The 25,444-nt window shown below is 39.2% G+C and carries 24 protein-coding genes and 2 tRNA genes; 15 read left to right on the forward strand and 11 right to left on the reverse strand.

Going from position 1 to position 25,444, the window contains the following annotated elements:
- The first annotated feature begins 181 nt into the window (after positions 1-181).
- A complete protein-coding gene (locus MKL33_RS15645) occupies positions 182-1,459 on the forward strand; it encodes an O-acetylhomoserine aminocarboxypropyltransferase/cysteine synthase family protein (RefSeq protein WP_069037160.1) in 1,278 nt (425 codons plus the stop codon).
- A gap of 274 nt (positions 1,460-1,733) precedes the next feature.
- Entirely contained in the window at positions 1,734-2,624 is an 891-nt protein-coding gene (locus tag MKL33_RS15650; RefSeq protein ID WP_002116932.1) for an SDR family NAD(P)-dependent oxidoreductase, read from the forward strand.
- Positions 2,625-2,693: 69 nt separating this feature from the next.
- Here MKL33_RS15650 and MKL33_RS15655 read toward each other — a convergent pair whose 3' ends face one another.
- Together MKL33_RS15655 and MKL33_RS15660 are read right to left on the reverse strand one after the other, a co-directional pair.
- Entirely contained in the window at positions 2,694-4,880 is a 2,187-nt protein-coding gene (locus MKL33_RS15655; RefSeq protein WP_069037161.1) for a SulP family inorganic anion transporter, read from the reverse strand.
- Between the two features lie 295 nt (positions 4,881-5,175).
- Entirely contained in the window at positions 5,176-7,524 is a 2,349-nt protein-coding gene (locus MKL33_RS15660) for a Tex family protein (protein WP_002116875.1), read from the reverse strand.
- 657 nt (positions 7,525-8,181) lie between these two features.
- On the opposite strand from MKL33_RS15660, the gene ompR reads away from it, so the two are divergent.
- The 5 genes from ompR (at position 8,182) to MKL33_RS15685 (ending at position 12,689) form a co-directional block, all read left to right on the forward strand.
- Positions 8,182-8,946 carry an osmolarity response regulator transcription factor OmpR gene (gene ompR, locus MKL33_RS15665; RefSeq protein WP_000060753.1) on the forward strand — a complete coding sequence of 255 codons (765 nt, stop codon included), beginning with the start codon at positions 8,182-8,184 and terminating at the stop codon, positions 8,944-8,946.
- Between the two features lie 17 nt (positions 8,947-8,963).
- Positions 8,964-10,421, forward strand: coding sequence for an ATP-binding protein (locus MKL33_RS15670; protein ID WP_046813534.1), 1,458 nt, complete (start codon positions 8,964-8,966; stop codon positions 10,419-10,421).
- Between the two features lie 33 nt (positions 10,422-10,454).
- Positions 10,455-10,577 (forward strand): hypothetical protein, encoded by a 123-nt coding sequence (locus MKL33_RS15675; RefSeq protein WP_078210314.1) that lies wholly within the window; start codon positions 10,455-10,457, stop codon positions 10,575-10,577.
- 35 nt (positions 10,578-10,612) lie between these two features.
- Positions 10,613-12,127 carry an acetyl-CoA hydrolase/transferase family protein gene (locus MKL33_RS15680; protein WP_002116671.1) on the forward strand — a complete coding sequence of 505 codons (1,515 nt, stop codon included), beginning with the start codon at positions 10,613-10,615 and terminating at the stop codon, positions 12,125-12,127.
- A gap of 130 nt (positions 12,128-12,257) precedes the next feature.
- Entirely contained in the window at positions 12,258-12,689 is a 432-nt protein-coding gene (locus tag MKL33_RS15685; RefSeq protein ID WP_270907310.1) for a GNAT family acetyltransferase, read from the forward strand.
- Positions 12,690-12,858: 169 nt separating this feature from the next.
- Here the strand turns inward: MKL33_RS15685 and MKL33_RS15690 are convergent.
- The 3 genes from MKL33_RS15690 to MKL33_RS15700 form a co-directional block, all read right to left on the reverse strand.
- Positions 12,859-12,934: transfer RNA gene (locus tag MKL33_RS15690), tRNA-Phe, on the reverse strand.
- A gap of 126 nt (positions 12,935-13,060) precedes the next feature.
- Positions 13,061-13,136 (reverse strand) — tRNA-Phe (locus MKL33_RS15695).
- 106 nt (positions 13,137-13,242) lie between these two features.
- Positions 13,243-13,626, reverse strand: a complete 384-nt coding sequence (locus MKL33_RS15700) for a GNAT family N-acetyltransferase (RefSeq protein ID WP_002116928.1) — start codon at positions 13,624-13,626, stop codon at positions 13,243-13,245.
- A gap of 102 nt (positions 13,627-13,728) precedes the next feature.
- On the opposite strand from MKL33_RS15700, the gene hisB reads away from it, so the two are divergent.
- The 5 genes from hisB (at position 13,729) to hisA (ending at position 17,192) form a co-directional block, all read left to right on the forward strand.
- Positions 13,729-14,322 carry an imidazoleglycerol-phosphate dehydratase HisB gene (hisB, locus tag MKL33_RS15705; RefSeq protein ID WP_002116767.1) on the forward strand — a complete coding sequence of 198 codons (594 nt, stop codon included), beginning with the start codon at positions 13,729-13,731 and terminating at the stop codon, positions 14,320-14,322.
- Positions 14,322-14,939: an imidazole glycerol phosphate synthase subunit HisH gene (gene hisH, locus MKL33_RS15710; protein ID WP_002116911.1), complete on the forward strand. Its 618-nt coding sequence runs from the start codon at positions 14,322-14,324 to the stop codon at positions 14,937-14,939. The genes hisB and hisH overlap by 1 nt, the downstream gene beginning before the upstream one ends.
- Positions 14,940-15,089: 150 nt before the next feature.
- Entirely contained in the window at positions 15,090-15,638 is a 549-nt protein-coding gene (locus MKL33_RS15715) for a DUF805 domain-containing protein (RefSeq protein ID WP_005067011.1), read from the forward strand.
- 86 nt (positions 15,639-15,724) lie between these two features.
- The gene (locus MKL33_RS15720; RefSeq protein WP_270907311.1) at positions 15,725-16,366 is read left to right on the forward strand and encodes a 3'-5' exonuclease; all 642 of its coding nucleotides are present in this window, start codon (positions 15,725-15,727) and stop codon (positions 16,364-16,366) included.
- A gap of 94 nt (positions 16,367-16,460) precedes the next feature.
- Complete coding sequence (hisA, locus tag MKL33_RS15725; RefSeq protein ID WP_000905538.1) at positions 16,461-17,192, forward strand: 1-(5-phosphoribosyl)-5-[(5-phosphoribosylamino)methylideneamino]imidazole-4-carboxamide isomerase; 732 nt, start codon at positions 16,461-16,463, stop codon at positions 17,190-17,192.
- A 54-nt stretch (positions 17,193-17,246) separates the two neighbouring features.
- On the opposite strand, the gene MKL33_RS15730 is transcribed toward hisA, so the two are convergent.
- Positions 17,247-18,938, reverse strand: a complete 1,692-nt coding sequence (locus MKL33_RS15730) for an ATP-binding cassette domain-containing protein (protein WP_270907312.1) — start codon at positions 18,936-18,938, stop codon at positions 17,247-17,249.
- A 206-nt stretch (positions 18,939-19,144) separates the two neighbouring features.
- Positions 19,145-19,696: a helix-turn-helix domain-containing protein gene (locus tag MKL33_RS15735; RefSeq protein WP_270907313.1), complete on the reverse strand. Its 552-nt coding sequence runs from the start codon at positions 19,694-19,696 to the stop codon at positions 19,145-19,147.
- 97 nt (positions 19,697-19,793) lie between these two features.
- On the opposite strand from MKL33_RS15735, the gene MKL33_RS15740 reads away from it, so the two are divergent.
- Positions 19,794-20,696, forward strand: a complete 903-nt coding sequence (locus MKL33_RS15740; protein WP_270907314.1) for a DMT family transporter — start codon at positions 19,794-19,796, stop codon at positions 20,694-20,696.
- A 33-nt stretch (positions 20,697-20,729) separates the two neighbouring features.
- Here the strand turns inward: MKL33_RS15740 and MKL33_RS15745 are convergent, their stop codons facing one another.
- The 3 genes from MKL33_RS15745 to MKL33_RS15755 are packed head-to-tail and all read right to left on the reverse strand — an operon-like array spanning position 20,730 to position 22,754.
- A complete protein-coding gene (locus MKL33_RS15745; protein WP_014207864.1) occupies positions 20,730-21,125 on the reverse strand; it encodes a DUF4870 family protein in 396 nt (131 codons plus the stop codon).
- Positions 21,126-21,161: 36 nt separating this feature from the next.
- On the reverse strand, positions 21,162-21,791 hold the full coding sequence (locus tag MKL33_RS15750; RefSeq protein ID WP_014207865.1) for a DUF1294 domain-containing protein: 630 nt from the start codon (positions 21,789-21,791) through the stop codon (positions 21,162-21,164).
- Between the two features lie 12 nt (positions 21,792-21,803).
- Positions 21,804-22,754, reverse strand: coding sequence for a homoserine kinase (locus MKL33_RS15755; protein ID WP_069037165.1), 951 nt, complete (start codon positions 22,752-22,754; stop codon positions 21,804-21,806).
- 112 nt (positions 22,755-22,866) lie between these two features.
- Between MKL33_RS15755 and hisF the strand changes: the two genes are divergently transcribed.
- Positions 22,867-23,625, forward strand: coding sequence for an imidazole glycerol phosphate synthase subunit HisF (gene hisF, locus MKL33_RS15760; protein WP_000880078.1), 759 nt, complete (start codon positions 22,867-22,869; stop codon positions 23,623-23,625).
- 40 nt (positions 23,626-23,665) lie between these two features.
- Here the strand turns inward: hisF and MKL33_RS15765 are convergent, their stop codons facing one another.
- Positions 23,666-24,304, reverse strand: a complete 639-nt coding sequence (locus tag MKL33_RS15765) for a hypothetical protein (RefSeq protein ID WP_206216712.1) — start codon at positions 24,302-24,304, stop codon at positions 23,666-23,668.
- A gap of 109 nt (positions 24,305-24,413) precedes the next feature.
- Here MKL33_RS15765 and MKL33_RS15770 point away from each other — a divergent pair, with 109 nt between their 5' ends.
- A complete protein-coding gene (locus MKL33_RS15770; RefSeq protein WP_270907315.1) occupies positions 24,414-25,418 on the forward strand; it encodes an AraC family transcriptional regulator in 1,005 nt (334 codons plus the stop codon).
- Positions 25,419-25,444 lie beyond the last annotated feature (26 nt).

The following is a 25,444-nucleotide window of genomic DNA, read 5'->3' on the forward strand; positions in this document are numbered from 1 at the left end:
CAAACAATTTTCTTTTTCAATAAGTTGCAAAATGTTTATGGATAAGATTTGTACAGCGTTTCAGCGTATATTTTTCTATCTATATTCCTAAAATTAGAAAACAAACCAGAATTTGTGCAATTTTCTATTTAACTTTTAAGCTAGACTCGCTCAATATTTAACTCACGAAGATGAAGTAATCATGACTTATAAAGATGAAACCTTAGCAATTCATGCTGGCTACTCACCCGAAGCAACAACAAAAGCCGTTGCGGTCCCTATTTATCAAACAACTTCGTATGCATTTGATAATACACAACACGGTGCTGACCTTTTCGATTTAAAAGTTCAGGGCAATATTTATACCCGGATTATGAACCCGACCACTGCTGTGCTTGAGCAACGCCTTGCTGCACTCGAAGGCGGAATTGGTGCTTTAGCCTTGGCTTCTGGAATGGCAGCGATTACCTATGCTATCCAAACGATTACAGAAGCGGGAGACAACATTGCCTCCGTCTCAACTTTATATGGCGGAACTTATAATTTATTTGCCCACACCTTACCAAAACAAGGCATTGAAGTTCGCTTTTTTGATTATCAACAGCCAGAAAGCTTACGCAATTTAATTGATGATAAAACTAAACTTGTTTTTGTTGAATCAATTGGGAATCCACTCGGAAATATTATCGATTTAGAAGCAATTTCAAAAATTGCACATGAATATGGTGTACCTGTCATTGTCGATAATACCGTTGCCACCCCTGCTTTATTAAAACCGTTTCAATATGGCGCCGATATCGTTATTCATTCTCTTACCAAATATATTGGTGGACATGGTAATAGCATTGGTGGCGCGATTATCGATAGCGGCAAATTCCCTTGGGGTAAATATCCAGAGCGTTTTAAAGTTTTGAACACGCCAGACCCAAGTTATCACGGCGTTAATTATGTTGAGGCATTAGGCGAGGCTGCCTATATAGCACGAGCTCGCGTTGTACCATTGCGTAATACAGGTGCTGCAATTAGCCCGCTCAGTGTCTTCTTGATTTTACAAGGCCTCGAAACTCTAAATCTCCGCATGGAGCGTCATACTGAAAATGCGCAAAAAATTGCAGAGTATTTACAGACCCATCCAAAAGTAAAATGGGTGAATTACGCAGGTTTAAAAGATCATCCGCAGCACCAGCTTGCTCAAAAATATGTAAAAGGTAAACCTTCTGCAATTTTATCTTTCGGTGTACAAGATGGGCGTGAAGGAGGTACTCGATTCATTGATGCACTTCAGCTATTTACTCGTCTTGTAAACATTGGTGATGCGAAAAGTTTGGCTTGCCACCCTGCAACTACGACTCACCGTCAGCTCAATGAACAAGAGCTTAAATCTGCTGGTGTAAGTGAAGATATGGTTCGTCTTTCTATTGGAATTGAGCATATTGATGACTTAATTGCCGATTTAGACCAAGCACTTTCAGCTGTATAAATTTTAAACCATTCAACAAGCCTCTGGAAATAGAGGCTTTTTTCATTTTCTTGTTCATTTTATGACTAAAACAATTAATGGATTAAGATACTATTTTAGAGTTTTTACTCTAAATAAATTGTTAAATTTCATATATTTACAGACTAGACAATTTTTAAACATCTATTAAGATAAAGACAATATTTATGAGTTCATCTGGATGAATCTACGGTTGTAAAAAATAAAAATTACATACCGGAATAAATAGTCCCTGCCCCTACTTAGGTAAAATGCTGTGAATAAAAAATTAGAAGCTCTGTTCCAGGAAAAGGTACAAGATAAAGTCATTTTAGTGACAGGCGCCTCGAGTGGAATCGGATTAACGATTTCAAACAAACTTGCTGATGCTGGAGCCCATGTTTTACTGGTTGCCCGTACTCAAGAAACTTTGGAAGAAGTAAAAGCAGATATCGAAAAACGTGGCGGTAAGGCATCAATTTTCCCATGTGATCTCAACGATATGGAAATGATTGACCAAGTTTCTAAAGAAATTTTAGCAACTGTGGATCACATTGATATTTTAATTAATAACGCAGGTCGCTCTATTCGCCGTGCTGTACATGAGTCTTATGATCGTTTTCATGACTTTGAACGCACGATGCAATTAAATTATTTTGGCGCGGTTCGCCTAGTTCTCAATATCTTGCCGCATATGATTCAGCGTAAAGATGGACAAATCATTAACATTAGCTCGATTGGTGTTTTAGCAAACGCTACTCGCTTCTCTGCATATGTCGCGTCTAAAGCAGCGCTTGATGCATTTAGCCGCTGTCTATCTGCCGAAGTTCATGCACACAAAATCGCAATTACTTCAATTTATATGCCATTGGTTCGTACCCCAATGATTGCACCAACTAAAATTTATAAATATGTTCCAACCCTTTCACCTGAGCAGGCTGCTGACTTAATTGCTTATGCAATTGTGAAACGCCCGAAACGTATGGCAACCAACTTAGGTCGCTTAGCTTCAATGACTTATTCTGTAGCACCAGGCATCAATAATATGTTTATGTCGATTGGTTTCCGTTTATTCCCAAGTTCAGATGCAGCGAAGGGACAAAAAACTGAGAAATTAAACTGGGCACAAAAAGCTTATGCACGTATTTTCCCTGGTGAACACTGGTAATTTTGAGTTAATCGCATAACAAATAAAAAAGCGCCTTAACTAAGGCGCTTTTTTTAACTAAAGGACTGATCAATCAAGAAACTGAACGTGCCCTGTTTTTACATCGTAAATTGCACCCACAACTACGATCTCACCTCGATCAACCATATCTTTAAGCACGCTGCTATTATTAATAATGTACTGGATGTTGTAATGAACATTCATTGCTGTGACTTGACTAATAAAAGCATTACCTAATTCACGTGGCTGCATAATGTCATATACGCTATCAACCGAGTGCATTAATGGTCCAAGTACATATTGAATGTGTGGCATTTCCTTCACATCAGATACTTGCTTTTGCTCTAAACGCAATTGACATGCACTCGTCACCGCACCGCAATCGGTATGTCCTAAAACAACGATGACTTTAGAACCTTTGGCCTGACATGCAAACTCAAGTGAACCCAATACTTTTTGCCCAGCAATATTACCTGCAATTCGTAAGCTGAACAGATCACCAATACCCACATCAAAAATCATTTCGGTGGGTGCACGTGAGTCCATACACCCAAGGACTGCTGCAATCGGATGTTGGCCTTCATCTGCAGTCACACGAATTTGTCGGTAAATATCTCGTTGAAGACGTTCATTTTTTACAAAACGTTCGTTCCCCTCTTTAAGTAGGTTAACGACCTGTTGTGGACTCAACTTTTGTTGCAAATCATGTGTACTAATATCAATATCAAGTACCGCATCATCAACATCTTGATAGTGCTGCTTAAACCCGACCAGTTTAAGATTTACTTGGCGTTTAATAGCCGTTTCACTTTGATAATCTTGAATAACTTGATAGATATCAGGATCGATCGAATCACATTGAGTTGCATCAATAATGAGTTGTTGATGTTTATGTACATGTTCTAATGCCGAAATAAGCGCAGAACGATTAAGAAAGGTGACTTGAGAAGGAAGCTCAATACGAGTCACTACGCCATGCAAACGCTTCTCTCTATAAACACGAATACCTTTATTAAAATTGCCATAGAGAATAAAAGCACTACTGGTGAACAGACCAATTAAAATTCCCATTAAAAGATCGGTCAGTAAAATTGCAACTAAGGTAATAATAAAAGGTAAAAACTGTTTCCAACCTTTTTGATAAAGCTGTTTAAATAGTTTTGGATGAGTAAGCTTAAAGCCTGTGACAATAAGGATCGCGGCCAATGCAGACAAAGGAATCATGTTCATTAATGGCACAAAGAACAAAACCGCCAACAGCAACAATACCCCATGAATAATGGTAGAGCATTTACTACGCGCGCCTGTATTTGCATTCACCGAACTACGTACAATCACTGAGGTGACGGGCATTCCACCAATTAAGCCCGAAACGATATTCCCTGTGCCTTGTGCCCAGAGTTCACGGTTCGGCGGAGAGGAACGTTTTTGAGGATCGATTTTATCTGCTGCCTCTAAATTCAATAACGTTTCTAAAGATGCAACGACAGCCAGAGTGATTGCCCCTGTGTAAATCATAGGCTCAGCTAAATAGCTAAAATCAGGGAAAATTAATACTTCTTCGGGTGCTTGTAAGATATTCGGTAACTGAATGAGGTTATCAATTTGCACTGCCCATGCAGAACCCATACTCACCAAAATAAAATTTAAAACTGCTGCGAGCACAACCGCAATCAAAGCCGAAGGTAAAGCTAGTTTTTTAAGCGGACTGCTATCCCACGCTAAAATTAAAAATAAACTGAGTAAGCCAATAAGAGCAGCGCCTCCATCAAAACGTTGAAGGAATGCATCTGGTGTTGAAGTCCAAACTTGTTTCCATGAAAAATCAGAAAGTCCAAACAGATAAGGCAATTGCGTGGCAATCAGAATCACGCCAATAGCGGCTAGTAATCCCAAAATGACATTATTTGGAATAAAGTTCGCAAAAAAACCTAACTTAAATAATCCAAATAGAATTTGTAGGGCACCGGCAAAAATAATACATAATAAAAAGGCGGCATAATTGCCGCCTAATTGTTCTAACTGTACAAGGATGACAGCAGTCAGCCCTGCCGCTGGGCCTGCAACGCTAATGTGAGAACCACTTAGTAAACCCACAATAATGCCGCCTACAATACCTGCAATAATACCAGAGATGATGGGAGCACCTGAGGCTAAAGCAATACCCAAACACAGCGGTAATGCCACGAGGAATACGACAACTCCGGACAAGAGGTCTTTTAAATGAAATCTATTTTTCAGGTTTAAAACCGACATAAAACAACCATTTATAATATAAAGAAATAAGCAAAGTTGTACTATTACAGCCTGAAAGTGAGTAAATGCTTCAAGGCTGGGTTGATGATGTCGAACAACTGAATATCATTAAAGTTTAGTTATGCTATAACGTTGTGTATTTAATTGTGTATTTAACAACGTTTTGTTGATCTTAAGATTCACCTCATCTTTACAACTGTTTTTTTCTTATTTTGCCTTTATATAATTATTTAAAACATAATATTTAATCCATAAAAAAGCCTCCAATTGGAGGCTTTTTATCAATTAAAAATGCTTATTTAGAACCTTTAATTCCCGCTTGTAATAACAATGCACCTAAACCACCAATCTTTTGTTCTTGTGGTTTCTCTTGCTTGCTACGCTGAGGACGTTCAGCTTGGTCTTTACGCGGTTGAGGACGTTTACCTTGAGGCTTACGCTCAAAACGCTGTTCTGTATTTTGTTCACGGCGTGGTGGACGCTGTGCTTTTACAGGTGCAGAACCTTCAGCACGCATACTTAAGTTCACGCGGTTACGTTCAACATCAACCTGCATAACACGCACTTGTACGATCTGACCTGGTTTTACAACTTTATGCGGATCAGAAACGAACTCATTCGCTAACTCAGAAATATGAACTAAACCATCTTGATGTACACCAATATCAACGAAAGCACCAAAGTTTGTGACATTAGTGATCACACCCTCAAGTTGCATACCTTCAGTTAATTGGCCCACTTCAGTAATATCTTCGCGGAATTTAGCAGTACGGAACTCTGGACGCGGGTCACGACCCGGTTTTTCAAGTTCAGCTAATACGTCTTGTACTGTTGGCAAACCAAATTTGTCATCAACAAATTCATCAGCTTTTACTTGGCGAATGATTTCGGTATTACCAATGATGTCTTTAACAGTTGTCGCTTTTGCTGCAACAATTTTCTCAACAAGACCATAACTCTCAGGATGAACAGCAGAAGCATCTAAAGGTTCAGAACCATTTTGAATACGTAAGAAACCAGCCGCTTGTTCAAAAGTACGTTCGCCTAAACGTGGTACGCTTTTCAAAGCTTGACGGTTATCAAAACGACCATGCTCTTTGCGGTATTCAACAATTTGCTGAGCAATCGCTTTGTTTAAACCCGCAATGTAAGCCAAGATTGCTGGCGAAGCAGTATTTACATCAACACCAACAGCGTTCACACAGTCTTCAACTACCGCGTCAAGAGTTTTTGCTAAACCAGTTTGATTCACGTCGTGTTGATATTGACCTACACCAATTGATTTCGGATCAATCTTAACAAGTTCAGCAAGTGGATCTTGTAAACGGCGAGCAATCGACACTGCACCACGAATTGAAACATCAAGCTCTGGAAGTTCTGCAGCAGCAAGCTCACTTGCAGAGTAAACAGATGCACCCGCTTCACTTACAGTCACGCGTGTTAATTTGAGGTCTGTATTAGCAGCCATCATTTCAGCCACTACAGCTTCTGTTTCACGGCTAGCTGTACCATTACCAATAGCAATAAGCTCTACATTATATTCACGGCATAGACGCGCAAGTTCAGCAATAGAACCTTCTTTATCTTCTTTAGGCGCGAATGGATAAATCGTGCTATGAGCAAGTACATCACCTGCATCGCTTACTACTGCAAGTTTCACACCAGTACGAATACCAGGGTCAACACCTAAAGTAGTTCGACCACCTGCTGGCGCTGATAATAATAAATGACGAAGATTTTCAGCGAATACCTGCATTGCTTCTGCTTCGGCAGTAAGTCGTTTCTCTGTTAGCAATGAATGCTCGATTTGAGGACGAACTTTACCCAACCAGAATAATTTTGCAGTTTGTTTTAAGAAATCTTGACGTGCTTGAGGTTGAATTTGCTCAAGGTTGTATTCAGTTTCAATACGCGCTAATGGTGCATCATCTTCACCATCAACTTTTAAACCTAATACGTTTTCTTGACGCCCACGTAACATCGCCAATAGACGGTGTGAAGGTAATTTGTTTAAACCTTCAGAAAATTCAAAGTAATCACGGAATTTTTTACCGACTTCTTTCTTTTCTTCAGAAGCAACAGTACTTTTTAAAACCGCAGTTTTTGCAAAAGTTGCTTTTAATTCTGTAGTAAGCGCAATATTTTGTGCCCAGTCATCAATCAGAATATGCTGGATCGCATCTAACTGACTTTCAACATCTGGATAGTCTTCATGACTAAAACCAGCCAATGCTTCTGTCGGGTCAACTTGTTCTGCAATAATTTTTTCAGCAATCGGTCCTAAACCTGCTTCTTTTGCTTTAAAAGACTTACTTGTACGCTTAGGACGATACGGTGCATAAATTTCTTCTAAAGCATTTTTTGTTTCGGCTGCATTCACCCGCGCCAACAAGTCATCATTCAATTTATTCTGTTCTTGCAATGACTGAATGACCTTTTCACGGCGCTCATATAAATCACGTAAATACGCTAAACGAGTATCTAATTGGCGTAACTGCGTATCATCTAAACCTTGTGTTACTTCTTTACGGTAACGGGCAATGAATGGAACACTGGCACCTTCGTCAATTAAGCGGATGGCAGCTTCTACTTGGTTTGGACGTACGGCAAGCTCACTTGCCAACTGCTGAACTAAGTCAGTCATCGTGTTTGATCCCACAAGGATAAAGTTTAAAAGCACTGATTATAAAGACCAAGCCCATAAAATCCACACTTGTTTGCGTATTCAAAACGTTTTTTTGTATTGACTCTGAATATTTATACTTTTTACGACTACTAGAGCACGCAAAAACAGTGATTTAAGTATGAAAAAGTTAAGACTGAACCCTACCTTTTAATCTTTAAAAAATATAAACGTATGACTTATGTCATGAACATGACAAAAAATTAATATAATTTATGAGAAAATGATCATATTGATACATAGCCCAAAAGATAAAAATATTGAGGTTGAGCACTGCTTTATTCCTCTAATTCCTTAACTACTCAGTTTTTTTATCTTATTCAGCAATCAAAGGCCCATTATGTTTGTTTCAAAAAATTGATTTTAAACAATTAGTTATCACTATAGAGTTATTGTAAATTTATTGAAAATTTAACCATTTGTTGTTTTAGGTCGGTCTTTGCTAAATTATGGGCTTAAGATGTTGTTTTTTGGTTTCAAACCACCTTGAAAATTGTAATTTTGAGCAAATTGATACATAGTCTAAACAAGAATATCAGCATTATACTGAGGGCTTGTTGGCAATAAGCCTATCCGACCCAATAATATATAAATTATGACTTTAAAAGGGAGTACATCATGAGTTTAGTTGTACCTGCTGAACATCCTGAAACCGTACACAACGAAACGGATCGTGTCGAACGTATTTTAGTGGTCGATGACGATGTGCGTTTACGTACCCTCTTGCAACGTTTTTTGGAAGATAAAGGCTTTGTTGTAAAAACTGCCCACGATGCTTCTCAAATGGACCGTTTATTACAACGTGAGTTATTTTCACTTATCGTACTCGACTTTATGTTACCGGTTGAAGATGGGTTAAGTATTTGCCGTCGTTTACGCCAATCAAATATTGATACGCCAATCATCATGTTAACAGCACGTGGTAGCGATTCAGACCGTATTGCCGGTCTTGAAGCTGGTGCAGATGACTACTTGCCAAAACCATTTAACCCAAATGAGCTTTTAGCACGTATCCGCGCAGTATTACGTCGCCAAGTTCGTGAAGTTCCGGGTGCACCAAGCCAACAAGTTGAAGTAGTAAGCTTTGGTCCATGGTCTTTAGACTTGTCTACCCGCACACTGACACGCGAAGGGCAAATCGTTACCTTAACAACTGGCGAATTTGCTGTATTAAAAGCATTGGTACAACACCCACGTGAACCATTAACACGCGATAAATTGATGAACTTAGCGCGTGGCCGTGAATGGGGTGCAATGGAACGTTCAATTGACGTTCAAGTTTCTCGTTTACGTCGTTTAATTGAAGATAACCCTGCACGTGCACGTTACATCCAAACTGTATGGGGTGTCGGCTATGTATTCGTTCCAGATGGTGCTGAATAAGCTTGAGATAAGATAGAGTGAGTTTAGAACCAATCGCCCCACAGAACTTTACCGATTACGTGACCTATTCAGAGCGTAAACGGACTCGATGGGAACGTTTTCTCGATAAAATAAAGCCACGTTCTGCTGCCATGCGTACCACTATTCTGGTACTGCTGGTGGTGTTCTTTAGCTTATTTATGTCGTTATGGTTCTTTTGGCGCACTCTTTATTTACCTGAAATTCAACAGCACGCCCGTTATCTTGCGGTCGAGCTTGAGCTCGTCAATAATCCTGATATACGAATTTTTCATCGTGAAAATGAAGTAGATATTGATGCGTGGTTGCGTAATCGAGTCGGTATTGAATACGTTACCAACCCCAAAGAATATCCAAGTGTCCGAGAAAAGGTCATTGCCGAGTTTTTTACCAATCATGTCGAAAAAAAGCTGGCAAATGAGATTGGGACTAAAGACGTTACCGTTTACTTTCAGTTTAAACCGAGCCCACGCATTTGGATTCAAACTCCTGAAATGCATGGCAACTGGGTTCGCGAGCCTTTAAAAACCTATGCCAACTATAGTCCTGAACTTTTAGTAGGTTGGGTCGTGGGTGTTCCATTACTGTCGGCTATCATTATTTTAATTTTGGTTCGACAGATGAACCGCCCTCTGCGTCGTTTGCAGAATGCTGCCAATGAATACAGTAAATCCGGAACAGCGCCGTATCTTGATACCAACCACGGTCCATTAGAAATTCGTCAAGTAAACCAAGCCTTTAATCGTATGGTCTATACACTCGATCAGACTGAGCGTGAACGACGTATTATGTTGGCAGGTATTTCACATGATTTACGTACCCCTCTTACACGCATACGTTTAACAGCAGAGATGCTGCCTGATGAGTTTTTGCGTGAAGGTTTGGTTTATGACGTAGATGATATGGATGCAATTCTTAATCAGTTCATTTCATACATGCGCGATGGCTCAGATGAGGAGTTGAAAGACACCAATATCAACATGCTTTTACAAGAACTTGTTGTGCAATTTAAACCTCTCGATATTCAATTCGAGATGCAGGATGTACCTATTATTCCGGCACGTAGTCTTTCTTTAAAAAGACTTATTGCCAACTTGATTAATAATGCAAAACGCTATGGTGCTGAACCGATACAGCTCAGTGCAAAAGTTGAAAATGAATGTATTTTAATTACTGTTGCTGATCATGGTGAAGGCATTCCTGCAGATCAAATTGAAGAGTTAATGCAACCTTTTGTTCGCGGAGACTCAGCAAGAACCATTCAAGGTAGCGGTCTTGGGCTGGCTATTGTTAAACGTATTGTCGATATTCATCATGGTGAGATTCAAATTCATAATCGTGAACAAGGTGGTTTAGAAGTTATTATTTCTTTGCCAATCCCAAAACCAAGTACCGAAGAAAATACCACGACCAATCCTTTGGAAAAAATAAAACAAACATTAAGTGAGCGCTTTTAATTTGATCAATCAGCAATTAAAAGCCTTGTTTTAATCATAAATAAAAGCAATAAAAATCAATTAAATAAAAACCATAAATATAATTTATACCGCCATTTATTTACAAAATTAGACCTTAGCCTAACACCTATGCACTTTTCAATTTTTCATAGCTAAAATCCCGTATGTTTTGACAATATTGAGGATGTCCAATGTCTTTAAGTCGTATTCGCCTAGCTTCTCTTCATGACAAGGTCATCAGTGCTGAACAAGCTGCGCAATTCATCGAAAATGGAATGACCGTTGGTATGAGTGGTTTTACTCGTGCCGGTGAAGCTAAAGCTGTTCCACAAGCACTTGTAGAGCATGCAAAGAAAAATCCGTTAAAAATCACGTTAATTACGGGTGCTAGCTTAGGTAATGACTTAGACAAACAACTCACGGAAGCAGGTGTTTTATCTCGTCGTATGCCATTTCAGGTAGACAACACTTTACGTCGTGCGATTAACAACGGCGAAGTTATGTTTATTGATCAACATTTATCAGAAACTGTTGAGCAAATGCGTAACCAGCAACTTAAACGTCCAGACGTTGCGGTTATTGAAGCAATTGCGATTACTGAAGATGGCGGTATTATTCCAACAACTTCTGTAGGTAACTCTGCAAGCTTTGCTATTTTTGCCGAAAAAGTTATTGTTGAAATCAACACATCTTTAAGCGAAAGCTTTGAAGGTTTGCATGACATCTATATTCCGACTTATCGTCCAACACGTACTCCAATTCCATTGACAAAAGTGGATGAGCGTATTGGTACAACGGCAATCCAAATCGATCCTGCAAAAATTGTAGGTATTGTATTTAACGATACACATGACTCACCATCAACAGTAACTCCTCCAGATGATGAGACTCAAGGCATTGCAAACCACTTAATTGCTTTCTTTAATAAAGAAGTTGCAGAAGGTCGTTTACCGAAAAACCTTGGTCCATTACAAGCAGGGATTGGCTCTATTGCCAACGCAGTACTAACAGGTTTAAAAGATTCTGATTTTGAAGACCTCATCATGTACTCAGAAGTACTACAAGACTGTACTTTTGAACTCATTGATGCAGGCAAAATGAAATTTGCTTCTGGTAGCTCAATTACCCTTTCTGCAAAATGTGGCGAAAAAGTTTTTGGTAATATCGAAGCTTACAAAGACAAATTAGTGCTTCGTCCACAAGAAATTTCTAACCATCCTGAATTGGTTCGTCGTTTAGGAATTATCGGCATTAACACTGCGCTTGAGTTTGATATTTACGGTAACGTGAACTCAACTCACGTGTGTGGTACCAAAATGATGAACGGTATCGGTGGTTCAGGTGACTTCGCTCGTAACGCTCACTTAGCGATCTTTGTGACCAAATCAATTGCTAAAGGCGGCGATATCTCTTCTATCGTGCCAATGGTAAGCCACGTTGACCACAGTGAACACGATGTTGATATTTTAGTGACAGAGCAAGGTTTAGCAGACTTACGCGGTTTAGCGCCTCGTGAACGCGCTCGCGCTATTATCGATAATTGTGTACACCCACTTTATCGTGATGCATTAAATGACTACTTTGACCGTGCATGTGCTAAAGGTGGACATACTCCTCACTTACTTCGTGAAGCATTGTCTTGGCATGCAAACTTCGAAGAAACAGGTCAAATGCTTCAAGCAGCACCAGTTGCAAAATCAGCTTAAATCACTGGTTTAATTCAAGCACTCCTTCGGGGGTGCTTTTTTATTTGTTTAAATTATTAATAAAAAACTGCTCAAGCCCAAATTTTTATTTTATCTTTTCAGCACATCAAAACAAAAAGTAGAAATCCATATGTTTATTATTCGTCAATTTACAAATGCAGATCTGGATGATGTCGTTATTTTATGGGAAAGCTGTGGTCTGACTCGTCCTTGGAATAATCCTGAAACCGATATTTTCAGAAAAGTCTCACAACAGGATGATTTGTTTTTAGTTGCTATTAAAGATGAGCAACTAATTGGCACGCTTATGGGCGGCTACGACAGCCATAGAGGCTGGATTAACTATCTGGCTGTTCACCCCCACCAACAACGCTTAGGAATCGCTACAGCGCTCGTTCAGCAGCTTGAGAAGCGCCTCATTGCTCGCGGCTGCCCAAAACTTCAATTATTAGTCCGTAAAGACAATTTGAATGTGTTGAACTTTTACGAACAGCTTGGCTATGACGAGGTAGAAGCAGTGTGCTTAGGAAAACGACTTATTCGTGATAGTTCTCACGATTAGAGACAAGTTTTCAGTTGAGCCATTTTTAGAAAGTTAAGGCAATATTGGGGATAACCCTCTTTGCTTGTGGATAAAATGAGATTTATACACAGGTAAGGTCGTAATATTTTTATTAAATAAACAGGCATGAAAAAAGCCCCATACATAATGTATGGGGCTTTTTCGAATATGGTGGCGAGACCCAGGATCGAACTGGGGACACACGGATTTTCAATCCGTTGCTCTACCTACTGAGCTATCACGCCGATGGCCTGTATTAAGCCGTATCTCAGAACAATAGTCAACAATTATCCTGAGTTTCTGATTTAAATGAGTATTTTTTATACTTAAAAAAAATCCCTGATGGGATCAGGGATTGAAAACACAAATAATGGTGGCGAGACCCAGGATCGAACTGGGGACACACGGATTTTCAATCCGTTGCTCTACCTACTGAGCTATCACGCCGAAGTGGGCGTATTAAACAATGTTTATAAGAAGACGTCAAGCAACTTCCGTGTTTTTTGTAACAAGTGATTATTTTTAAATCACAACCACAAAATAATAGAAGCTTTTAGTGATGTAGTTTACCAATGTGAGCCAAACAGCGATGAATCGCGCCACAACCTGGTTCAAAAGTTTTAACACCTTTTGACTCTTCTATACGGCAAGCTTCTTCGACTAAGCGCTCAGCCACCCCACGACCACGGTTCGCAGGGTGCACAACAATATATTCAAGAACCTTGCTTTCGCCTTGTCCTGAAGACCAAATTGCACCTATAATTTTGGTGTTAAATTCGGCAGTGTATAGCGTGGTATACTGTTGTAAATCTTGTTCAAGTTGTTCAATCGCATCGTGCCCGTCACCAAACTCCGGACTTGTATCATACAGTCGCTCAAGCTGATCGCGGATCTCTGAATTATCTAGAGAACTATAAGCATGTACGGTAATAGGCATTGATTAACCCTCCTGAGCAAACTATGATGCTGTCACGAATTCGTCACAGCGAAATTGTCGTTAACATCCAATCATTTTTGACGTTTTTTGAGGAACGTGTCCATGACGCAACGTATCAGTGAAGTGGTTAGAAATACCAATGAAACCAAAATTCGAGTTCGTTTAAATCTCGACGGTACTGGTCAAGGCACACTAAACACTGGAGTTCCATTTTTAGACCATATGATTGATCAAATCAAGCGACATGGCTTATTTGATATCGATATTCATTGTGACGGAGACCTCGAGATTGATGACCACCACACCGTAGAAGACTGTGGTATCACACTTGGACAAGCTTTTGCACAAGCTTTAGGCGATAAAAAAGGTTTAAAACGCTATGGTCATTTTTATGCACCATTAGACGAAGCTTTATCTCGCGTTGTTGTAGATTTATCTGGTCGTCCGGGATTATTTATGGATATTCCATTTACTCGTGCACGCATCGGTACCTTTGATGTCGATTTATTTTCTGAGTTTTTCCAAGGTTTCGTAAACCATGCGCTTATGACCTTACACATCGATAACTTAAAAGGTAAAAATAGCCACCATCAAATCGAAAGTGTGTTCAAAGCACTTGCTCGTGCTTTACGTATGGCATGTGAAGTTGATCCACGTGCAGAAAACACGATTGCATCGACAAAAGGTAGCCTCTAATGACACGTATCGCGTTACTTGATTATGGTATGGGCAATCTACACTCAGCAGCTAAAGCACTTGAGCATGTAGGCGCTACAGTCGATGTGACCAATGATCCAAAGTTAATTGCACAAGCCGACAAAATTGTTTTTCCGGGCGTTGGTGCAATGCGTGACTGTATGCAAGGTATGCGTGAAGCAGGTATTGATGAAGTTGTACGTAAAGCTGCTTTTAATAAACCTGTTCTTGCGATTTGCGTAGGCATGCAAGCATTACTACAAAGTTCTGAAGAAAATGGCGGTGTAGACGCATTAGGTATTTTTGACGGTGTCGTAAAACATTTCCCTCAAATGGAAGGTTTAAAAGTACCGCACATGGGCTGGAACCAAGTTCACCAAATGGACCCAAGCCATCCAATGTGGAATAACATCGAACAAGATGCTCGCTTCTACTTTGTACATAGCTACTATGTCGAACCAAAAGATGAAAGCGTTGTGGCTGCGACTTGTGAGTATGGTGTGAATTTCTGCACAGCAATTCATAAAGATAATTTATTCGCGACCCAATTCCACCCAGAGAAAAGTCATACTGCTGGTTTGCAGTTACTTAAAAACTTTGTGGAATGGAATATTTAATCTGATTTAAAACTGAAAAAGATCAGGTCTAGATGGCCTGATCTTTTTTTTATTTACAATAACAACTAATCATTTATAGAATGATGTTTTATTCAACAAAATATTGAATATTTATACTTTTAAATAAAACCAAATGGTCAGGAAAACAAAATGAATTCACCTTTCGAAAATCAACCACTTCAACAAGATTCCCCCTTTAAAGCTAGTGGTCGTTTTGGGCGACTCTCTTATGCTGCTTGGACATTCTTATTTTCACTCGTCATCGGTATCGCCGTTGTCATCATCGCTTTTACTTTTGGGTTTACATCTAGTCAGGAACTAACGGGTCTTTCTACGGCAGGCATGATTGTTATCGCCATTCTTTATATTGTTTGCCTCTATGTAAGTTTTGTATTTACAATCCGCCGCTTGCACGACCGTAATAATACAGGATGGCTATCATTACTGATGCTGATCCCCGCCGTAAACCTGATTTTTATGATCTATCTCTTTGCAGCAAAAGGTACAGAAGGCAATAATGATTACGGCCCACAGCGCCCTACCCCTGGTTGGGAGCGCGTTTTAGGCTGGATTTATATTATCCTAATTCCACTTGCTTTGGTTTTTGCTGTCGTTGCCACAATCATGTCTCCGACCTATGAAGGCTATGTCGAGAAAAGTGAAAGTGTGGTCATTGGTACACCTTCTCAGTCTCAATAATTTTTAAAGACATTCATAAAGCCTAGTTCTCTAGGCTTTATTCATATATAAAGTGAATAGCCCAATTCTTTTGTACGCTGTTAAATATGTCCGAAGCCGTTGCCCTCCTTGATAAAGCCTCCATTCAGCAGCTTCCTACTTTTGAAAATCTTAACCACCATAATATTGTGGTGATTGAAAATATTGAGCAATGCAAAAGTATTGAAGAAGAATTAAAAAACGCTGCAATTTTGGGATTTGATTCTGAGTCTAAACCTACATTTAAAGTGGGTGAAATCTCAACTGGTCCACACTTAATTCAACTTGCTACAACACAAAAAGCCTATTTATTTCATGTCAATTCATCGACATTAAAATTCTTACAGCCCATTTTATCTAACCAGAAGCAAATTAAAGTCGGTTTTGGTCTTAAAAATGATAAGCACATTTTTCATAAAAAAGGCATAGAGCTAGAAAGTTGTATCGACCTTGCTAAAGGTTTTAGTCACTTTGGTTTTAAACAGCAAATGGGCTTACAAAAAGCGGTGGCACTGTTATTTGGACAATATCTCGCAAAGTCGAAAAAAGTCGGAACTTCAAACTGGGCACGAAAGCCACTTACACCACAACAAATAAATTATGCCGCCGCCGATGCTTATGCTGCATTACTCGTATTTGAAGAGCTCAGAAACCAAAAACTATTACCTGCTCACATTTCACAAACTATTCAAACCGCACTTCAAGCGTAAAGTAATAAAAGTCTTTTCTAAGGCTTAGCGATTGATCAATACTTTGCTAAGATGTGCACAATTTCATAAACATGATGAAGCAAGGAGCGGAAGCATGCTAATCATTCCAGCAATTGACCTGAAAGATGGTAAATGTGTGCGTTTAAAACAAGGGCGTATGGAAGACGATACCGTTTTCTCTGACGATCCGGTTGCAACTGCCCAGCATTGGGTAAATGAAGGTGCGCGCCGTTTGCATTTGGTTGATTTGAATGGCGCTTTCGCAGGTACTCCAATTCATAAACCTGTTGTTGAAGCGATTGCTAAAGCTCAGCCAGAATTACCAATTCAAATTGGTGGTGGTATTCGCTCATTAGAAACGATTGAACACTATTTAGAAGCTGGCGTGACTTTTGTCATTATCGGCACTAAAGCTGTTCAAGAACCTGAATTTGTAGAAGAAGCTTGTAAACGTTTTGCAGGCCACATCATTGTTGGTATTGATGCCATGAATGGTATGGTTGCAACTGACGGCTGGGCAAACGTTACTGATGTGAAAGCAACTGATTTAGCGAAACGCTTTGCTGATGCAGGCGTGTCTAGCATTGTTTATACAGACATTGCTCGTGACGGTATGATGCAAGGTGTAAACGTTGAGCAAACTGTAAACTTGGCTCAATACTCAGGCTTACCAGTAATTGCTTCTGGTGGTGTAACCAACCTTGATGACGTTCGTAACTTAAAAGGTCAACCGGGTATTTTAGGTGCGATTACAGGCCGCGCAATTTATGAAGGTACTTTAAACCTTCGTGAAGCTCAGCTTTTGTTAGATGAAAACCGTCTTTAATTTTTAAGATGTAAAAAAGAGCCGCTTTAGGCTCTTTTTTATTTTTGATTATCTTTAGTTTAATAACTTTTCTAAATCGATTACCTCATCCGCAATTTCCATTGCATAGGGCGAATGTGTAATCATGATTACGGATGGAACAACCTGCTGAATATATTCAAGTATATTTTTTGCAGTATCTACATCCAAGGCGGCAGTCGGTTCGTCTAGGATGATGAGCTGCGGGCGAGCTAAAAGACCTCGAAGAATGCAAATTCTTTGCTTTTCTCCTCCTGAAAAATTCTTATAAATTTCAGTTAAATCATCATCGAGCGTTAGTTGATGCTTTTTCAAAATATGTAATAGATTAAATTGATCAAGCATCTGAAGTAAGTAAGAATCCTCATATATGTGCGAGGAGTTATAAACTAAATTATCTCTAAGAGAATAAGGGAAAATAACTGGTTGCTGTGCAACGTAAGTAACCTCATCAAAAATATGTTTAGAGAAATTTTGGCTAATATCAATATTCTTATAGCAAAGCTGCCCTGATTGAATCTGATAGACACCCATTAAATAATTCATTAGAGAAGTCTTTCCCAAGCCAGTTGGCCCAATCACGACATACGTTTTATTGGCTAATATTGTTAAATTAAAATGATCTACGGCTCTTTTCCCAAGTAAAAATTTAGCATTTATAAATTGAAAGAGAACGTTGGAGTCTTGAACGATAGAATGCGTATAATTTTCTTTATTGAGATTAAAGTATTTTCGATATTTTGCTAAGGCGACAAAGTTACCATTTAAACGCATCAAGCTTTGAGAAACCGCTAAAAATGGATTGGTGAGTTGAATAATATAAGTACTTATCAATACGAAAGCACCCGGTGTAAGCTGCTTTTCAGTTGAAAGAAAGACTGTAAATAACATAAAAAAGAGTAAAAACAAAAAGATCAGGAACAATTGAGAAATCATCAATAGCCCTATTTTTTTATTCCTATCTTTAGCTGTTTTGATGAATGAGTCTAATGTGATATTAAATTTTGACAATTGAAACGGTACTGCATTTTTTACTTTAATTTCATATGAATTTGAGATCTGATGTATCAAATCGCTATTTACCTGATTATCTTGTTGATACATCGAATCAAATAAAGAACTACTTCTTTTATTTATATGAAAGGAAACTAAAAAAATAACGATAGCTACCAATAAAAAACTGATACTAAAAAGTAAGCTAATAGTTGTAAATAAAACTGCAAAGATCATAACCAATTGAAAAATGATTGGCCCCAAATGAAGCAGCAACGTTAGATTTATCTCACCAAAAGCAGAACTTCCTCTTGCAAGATCACTGATGACTGTTCCAGCTTCAATTTGATCTTGCTCATCTTTTTTAAGATTTAAATAATTTTTTAACCCCGCAAAAATTAATGCTCCTTTGAAATCAACCATCAAATAAGCACTAAAAATATTTTTCGTCCAATTACATAACTCATTCGCTAACCATGCTGCAGCATAAGCGAGTACGATTAGATATAAGAAATTAAATGGAAGTCGAATATCTAGTGGAAAGTTATATGCCTGTGCAGAGTAATCAATAATAATTTTTAATAGGTATGGCAATAATGTCGTAAAGAATGCTGTAAACATTACTAATAAAAACATGAGAAACATACTACCTTTCTGCTTCTTATAATTTTCTTTAGAAACCTGCCATAAAAATTTATAGTTTTGAATATCTTGTGAACTTAATAAGAACTTCATTTCTGTATCTTTTTTCTATTAAAACGAGTTAAAAATAATTTCATTACACACGAAATATCATAACTTGCCTTATTTATTCTTATTCGTATTTTTTGTTTAAATTGAATTCACAGGTTTTTAAGATAGGTCATATACATCATATATGCCTTCAATAAACTGCATAAATTTTAAAAACATATATTTTATTAAAAAGCTTAAATTCCAAATCAATACACCACATTACGAGTAAATTTAAGCACTTGGTTACCACTATTGATATAGGTATAAGTAACAGAACTTTCAAAAATAAAAGATGAACCAGCTGGTATTATTTTTTTGCTGTCAGTAAATTGTATGGTCAACTCACCTTCTAATACGTAAATAATTTCCTGCCATCCGTCTGCATCTGCTTCCGCCACGTAAGACTCTCCCACTGCCAAAGACCATATCCAAAGCTCAACTTGGGAACGAGATGGAACTGAAGCGAGCAAGGTTGCTTTACTTTCTTCATCTTTACCCTGCCAAGCGAGTGCATTTACTACAGCATGTTCTTTATGCTCAGGTGCACTCACAATCGTTTTAAAATCCACACCAAACACTGCTGCAATCGCATCGAGTTTGGCCAAACTAATATTGACCTGCCCAGTTTCCAAAGCAGCAATGGTTCGTCTACTCACACCTGCCTGATCTGCCAAATCTTGTTGACTCAAATCTCGTTCATCTCTTAATAAACGAATATTTGTGCCTACGTGCTGTAAAACGGTATTCGACTGGCTCATAAAATGGATTAGCAAGAAAATTTGAGCAATATATTGCACAAAATACAAGAATAGCGCAATATGTGCAGTATATTGCACAATTTATGTTAATTTGAGTATGTCGCCAATTTCTCTGAGTTCAAGCAAAGCTCCACAGTTAGCCCTGATTCTGATTACGATCATTTGGGGAGGAACATTCCTTACTGTGCAGTATGCGCTGAATTTTGCATCACCTATGTTTTTTGTAGGCTGTCGTTTTGCTGTAGCAGCTCTTACTTTGCTTCTTATTTCATTAAAAAGTATGAAAGGTGTTACTTTAAAAGATTTAGGCGCTGGTAGCGCGATTGGCCTTGTGATTGCGGCAGGCTACGGCACCCAGACCATTGGCCTACAAACCATTCCGAGTAGTGAATCCGCTTTTTTAACGGCGCTATATGTTCCGCTTGTTCCTATTTTAATGTGGCTCATCTTTAGAAAAACTCCACATATTATGACTTGGGTGGGAGCTGCTCTTGCGTTTGCTGGCCTTGTTTTCTTAACGGGAAATGGTTTTGAGCAAATTTCATTAAGTTTTGGGCAGCTGTTAACAATCTTGGGTGCCTTTGCGATTGCTTTAGAAATTATTTTTATTAGCTACTTTGCTGGAAAGGTAAATTTACGCCGCGTCACAATCATTCAACTTGGTGTCGCTTCTCTACTTTCTTTCGCCATCATGCCTGTGGTGGGTGAACATACAATTCCAGCATTTTCATGGCCCCTAGTACTGATTGCTATTACATTAGGTTTAGCGAGTGCACTCATTCAATTTGTTATGAACTGGGCTCAACGTGTGGTTGATCCTTCACGTGCTGCAATTATCTATGCTGGCGAACCTGTTTGGGCAGGCATTATTGGCCGAATTGCAGGTGAGCGTTTGCCAATGATTGCCCTTTTTGGCGGTGCTTTAGTAGTCTTAGGCGTTTTAGTCAGTGAGTTAAAAATTAAGTTACCAATTAAAAAAGCTAAAAGAATTCGAGAATAAAAAAAGAGAGCTTAACGCTCTCTTTTTTATTTATTAAGGTTGATACATCGGACGGTTATCATTTAGCGCAATCAAGCCGCGAATTGCACGATATACAATCCAGATCCACGCAGCACCAATTACGCTCACACAGAATACGGTCGATGAAACGGCAACGCCTGCAAATAGATTAGTATTTTCGCCCGTAAAGAACAGGAAAATAAACGGCAGAAAGGCAATAATATTCCAAGCCAGATACCACCAGAATGTTCTGATTTGCCATGTAAAGTGGCTCGCGAAAATCGAGCCTTGTACATCAGAACGTTTTACGTAGTTAATAATTAAAGCAATAACCGCAAGTAAGCCACCTGTAAAAATGGCAACAATATAAAGTACATATAAAATAAGTGTTAAAGTACGATTTGGATCTTGGTCGATAGAACTATTCATTTTTATACCTCTCAAGTTTATTAAAACGATTTACTTTTATGAGCCCCGCAATACGTTTAAGGGAGAAATTAGCCACAAAATCAAAAGTAAATGAAAGAATATGGTACAAAAATAAATCTTACGAAAGGGTTGTTTTTGTGTTTTATGTCTCAGTTTTTGTTGTGCCCACCATGCAGCTGGCCAACCTCCTAAAAAGCTAACAATGTGCAATGTTTGTTCAGGTACACGGCGATTACCCAATTGTGCGGCTTCTTTATCTTGAGAATAAAGCCAATAACTTAAGGCATTCATCATTAAAACAAATAACAAGGTGTAGGCGGGCAAGATATGAATAAAGCTCATAATTCCCATTAAAACGAAATAAAATACGATCCCCATTTGCATTGCAGACCATGGACTGGCTTGAAAAGAAGATTCTGCTTTTACGGGCTTTGACGCTTTTCGGGTTTGAGATGCTTTTAAATAGGTGACCTGCTGAGCACGAAAACGGCCTCGTTCATCGAGAATCACCCGATATTCCAGTGCACAGCCAATAATTGGCCGAGGTCCGGGGCGTGCAAAATCTTTGATATGCAAAAAGACTCGCTCTTTTTCAGCATCATCCGGCTGAATAAAGCCATAACCTTTTTCGTCGAACCATTCGACTAAACGCCCCTGATCTCGCATCTTTATTCCCTTTTATGCTTTTACATGACTTAAACGGTCTTGCATCATTGCTCGCATTTCTTGCGGGTCTTTTTGCAAAATGTCATCGCCGGTACGTCCTTCTTCTTTATTTTTTTGAGCAACTTGCAAACGCATTGACCAAAAACGGCACGCTGCCATTGCCAAGAATACATCTAAACATGCAAGCTCATCTGATGTAAGTGTACGAACTTTTTGGTATGCCTTTAAATAAGCAACTACTTTGTCTGAGTTTAAATATGCTGCTGGATATTCAGTACAAAAATCATTGATGGTAATCGCAATATCAAACAGTAATTCATCTTGATTTAACTCATAAAAATCTAGAATACCTTGTAATTGCTCACCTTCAAACAAAGTATTGTCGCGGAATAAATCAGAGTGAATAAAACCTGTTGGTCGGTTTGAATACTTCGCTGTTTTCGCATTAAAAGCTTGATAGACCTGCTCAAGTAACGTTTGATCATCTTGAGTCATGCTTGGTTTCAGCTGCTCTGCAACGCCTGTCCAGTATTGATGATCACGTCGATATTCACGCTCAAGTGGAAAGTCTTGTAAAGCCACATGCAGTTTCGCCTGTGCATCGGCAATCGCTGCAACTTGCGCTACTGTGGTTTGCATGGGATGGTGACCCATTAAACGTGGTGCAATTTGTGCAGGCTTGTCTGCAATCACATGAACCGCTTGTCCGCTGTGTTTTAGTGGCACTGCAACGGGTACATCATGAGTCCCTAATTGCTCAAGTACAGGAATAAGTTCGCCCGCCCCTTGTGCATCTAACTCTTCAAACACGGTGAGTACATATTGTTTGCGGTTTACATCAACCAGAAAATAATTGGTGTTTTGAATACCTCCCTGAATTGGGTTCAGCTCCAACACCTCTAATCCATAAGGTGCAGCAAAGGTGCGAACTTCATCTAAACTCAACGGGGTATAAACCGACATGGAAAACCTGCAAAAAACATCTGTGAAGTTTGATAGAATACCTCTTCCCTCCATGAAGGTGTAGCGCCTGTGTAGGAACTTTCACCAACGGCGATTATTTTTGGAAAAAGCTATGCTTGCTAAACGTATTATTCCTTGCCTAGACGTTGATAACGGACGCGTAGTTAAAGGCGTTCAATTCCTCGATATTCGTGATGCTGGCGACCCTGTTGAAGTGGCACGTCGCTATAACGAACAAGGTGCAGACGAAATTACTTTCTTAGACATTACCGCTACACATCATGGACGCGATACCACTTACCGTACTGTTGAGCGTATGGCCGAGACTGTATTTGTACCATTAACTGTCGGTGGTGGTGTACGTAAGGTTGAAGATATTCGTGCGTTATTAAATGCAGGTGCAGATAAAGTGAGTATTAACTCGGCTGCCGTATTTAATCCAGAATTTGTTCAAGAAGCTTCTCAGCATTTTGGCGCACAATGTATTGTGGTTGCGATTGATGCCAAAAAAACTGGCGACAACAAATGGGAAATCTTTACTCACGGTGGCCGTAAACCAACTGGTATTGATGCCATTGAATGGGCTGTAAAAATGGCTGACTACGGTGCGGGTGAGTTGCTGATTACCAGTATGGACGCCGACGGTACTAAAGCGGGTTATGATATTGCTTTAATGCGTGCCATTAATGACCGCGTTACCATTCCAACCATTGCCTCAGGCGGTGTAGGTAACTTACAACACCTTGCAGATGGTATTTTACAAGGGGGTGCCGATGCAGTATTGGCAGCAAGTATTTTCCACTTTGGCCAATATACGATTCCAGAAGCTAAACAATATTTGGCTGAACAAGGCATCGAAATGCGCTTGTAAGCTTAATCATAATTAAAGGGGCAATATGCCCCTTTATTTTTTATGCCGCACCATCTATTTCTTTCACTTCACTAGGAAGTTCTAGTTTTTCTTTTTTCTCGACCCATTTTGCTGGAAAGATTTTTTCTACAGCTTGAGACAATGGTCTAGCAAGTGCAGTAGGCAACCGAATACCCGAAGGGTTTTGTTCTTTTAAATCTGCTGAAGACACCACACGTGTTCCCATTACATAGTCAAACCAAGGTTTGGTCACACACCAATTGGCGTCTTGATTAGAGTTCATGTGGTGGTCGTAATGCCATGGAATTTTACGCTTTGCCCATTCAGGTTCTAAATGTGCACGGCGATGAATATAATAATAATTTCCTGCACTGTACCAAGCTGCGAGTGCCATGCCTTTTGAAAATGGATAGAAAATTGCGCTTGAAACGGTTGCCACCACAGCAAGCGAAATTAACTCATTTTTAGTACGCCAGTTACCAACGCCCTCAACATAGCAATCATCATGAAATTGTTGTTTGCGGACTTCACGATGGTGTGCCCAATGAGATTCCATACTTTTTGGTACTGGGCTATAACGTGGTTTTCCAGCACGGTGTACACCATGCAAAATATATTTGTGTGCTACCCATTCAAATGCATTCGCAACTGCAATTCCGGCAATAAACCCTTTTAACATCGCTTTACTCCTTTTTCTTTTTATTCAGCATATAAAATTCGTTATGCTAGGTATTGACCAGAATTTATGGTTTCATTGACAAATCACGACAAGAAAGAGGTGGTTAGGGATGCCACAATTAAAAAATTATACAGGCTCAGTGTATGGAGGACTGGGGCATCTTTTAAAGGCTTACTGTGAAGCCAATCAGTTAGCTATTCCTGAACAATTAGAACAAGTTCAAAATCTGGAACGCTTTGACTACGTCGTTTGGCGTGACCTATTAGAAGTGATTTATAAACTAGACCCGAAGCCAGGTTTAGGGCTAGAAATTGCCAAATATGTGCAACCCAAACACTTAGGGATTATTGCTTACCTCGCGCTCTCTTGCGACAACTTAGGTGAAGCCTTAATTCGCTATCATGATTTTCACCGTCTGATTTATGACGGTAGCCCATTAGTGGTTGAGCTACAAGGGAGATATGGTTCTATTCGCTGGGAAGCGACTGAGCTACACCCTACCCAGCTTACCGATGAAATCGCGATTGCGTTGGTGATTCAGTTCTTACGTCTTTTTATGTCTCATGAAGACGTGCATTTACATGAAGTACGTTTCTTAAATGCTGCTCCTAAAAATATCAGAGTCTACGAACAATATTTTCAATGTCCCGTTCGTTTTAGCCAACCACGTACAGAGTTACTCATTCCAATTACAGAAATTCATAAGCCGCTTAGTAGCGCCGACCATACCTTACAGCAACTATTGGTTCAGCAAGCACAAGCGCTTTTAGAGCAATTACCAAATTCGACCCAACTTGATCAGCGTTTACAGCATTCAATTTTGACTGGGCTACAAAAGAATCAATATCAAATTGAACATATTGCCGCTCAATTAGGCCTATCAGTTCGACAACTCCAACGACACTTACAACAACAAGACACCACCTTTCAGGAACGCGTTCAGCAAGTGCGCTTTATGCTCGCAACCGAGTATTTAAAAGATCCGCATTTAAGCTTACAAGAGATCGCACTTTTACTTTGTTATTCAGAACAAAGTGCCTTTCAAAGAGCATTTAAACATTGGACCAATCAAACACCCCAGCAATGGAGGGATCAATTTTTAGACAAAGAATAATCAACCAAAACTTACAAATCTTTTCT

The sequence above is a fragment of the Acinetobacter sp. AOR43_HL genome (assembly GCF_027854635.1).
GTDB classification, from domain to species: domain Bacteria; phylum Pseudomonadota; class Gammaproteobacteria; order Pseudomonadales; family Moraxellaceae; genus Acinetobacter; species Acinetobacter pittii.

Coding starts and splice junctions, on each gene's coding strand:
- MKL33_RS15645 (WP_069037160.1), top strand. CDS start 182: ATGACTTATAAAGATGAAACCTTAGCAATTCATGCTGGCTACTCACCC.
- MKL33_RS15655 (WP_069037161.1), bottom strand. CDS start 4,880: ATGTCGGTTTTAAACCTGAAAAATAGATTTCATTTAAAAGACCTCTTG.
- MKL33_RS15660 (WP_002116875.1), bottom strand. CDS start 7,524: ATGACTGACTTAGTTCAGCAGTTGGCAAGTGAGCTTGCCGTACGTCCA.
- ompR (WP_000060753.1), top strand. CDS start 8,182: ATGAGTTTAGTTGTACCTGCTGAACATCCTGAAACCGTACACAACGAA.
- MKL33_RS15680 (WP_002116671.1), top strand. CDS start 10,613: ATGTCTTTAAGTCGTATTCGCCTAGCTTCTCTTCATGACAAGGTCATC.
- MKL33_RS15685 (WP_270907310.1), top strand. CDS start 12,258: ATGTTTATTATTCGTCAATTTACAAATGCAGATCTGGATGATGTCGTT.
- MKL33_RS15700 (WP_002116928.1), bottom strand. CDS start 13,626: ATGCCTATTACCGTACATGCTTATAGTTCTCTAGATAATTCAGAGATC.
- hisB (WP_002116767.1), top strand. CDS start 13,729: ATGACGCAACGTATCAGTGAAGTGGTTAGAAATACCAATGAAACCAAA.
- hisH (WP_002116911.1), top strand. CDS start 14,322: ATGACACGTATCGCGTTACTTGATTATGGTATGGGCAATCTACACTCA.
- MKL33_RS15715 (WP_005067011.1), top strand. CDS start 15,090: ATGAATTCACCTTTCGAAAATCAACCACTTCAACAAGATTCCCCCTTT.
- MKL33_RS15720 (WP_270907311.1), top strand. CDS start 15,725: ATGTCCGAAGCCGTTGCCCTCCTTGATAAAGCCTCCATTCAGCAGCTT.
- hisA (WP_000905538.1), top strand. CDS start 16,461: ATGCTAATCATTCCAGCAATTGACCTGAAAGATGGTAAATGTGTGCGT.
- MKL33_RS15730 (WP_270907312.1), bottom strand. CDS start 18,938: ATGAAGTTCTTATTAAGTTCACAAGATATTCAAAACTATAAATTTTTA.
- MKL33_RS15735 (WP_270907313.1), bottom strand. CDS start 19,696: ATGAGCCAGTCGAATACCGTTTTACAGCACGTAGGCACAAATATTCGT.
- MKL33_RS15740 (WP_270907314.1), top strand. CDS start 19,794: ATGTCGCCAATTTCTCTGAGTTCAAGCAAAGCTCCACAGTTAGCCCTG.
- MKL33_RS15745 (WP_014207864.1), bottom strand. CDS start 21,125: ATGAATAGTTCTATCGACCAAGATCCAAATCGTACTTTAACACTTATT.
- MKL33_RS15750 (WP_014207865.1), bottom strand. CDS start 21,791: ATGCGAGATCAGGGGCGTTTAGTCGAATGGTTCGACGAAAAAGGTTAT.
- MKL33_RS15755 (WP_069037165.1), bottom strand. CDS start 22,754: ATGTCGGTTTATACCCCGTTGAGTTTAGATGAAGTTCGCACCTTTGCT.
- hisF (WP_000880078.1), top strand. CDS start 22,867: ATGCTTGCTAAACGTATTATTCCTTGCCTAGACGTTGATAACGGACGC.
- MKL33_RS15765 (WP_206216712.1), bottom strand. CDS start 24,304: ATGTTAAAAGGGTTTATTGCCGGAATTGCAGTTGCGAATGCATTTGAA.
- MKL33_RS15770 (WP_270907315.1), top strand. CDS start 24,414: ATGCCACAATTAAAAAATTATACAGGCTCAGTGTATGGAGGACTGGGG.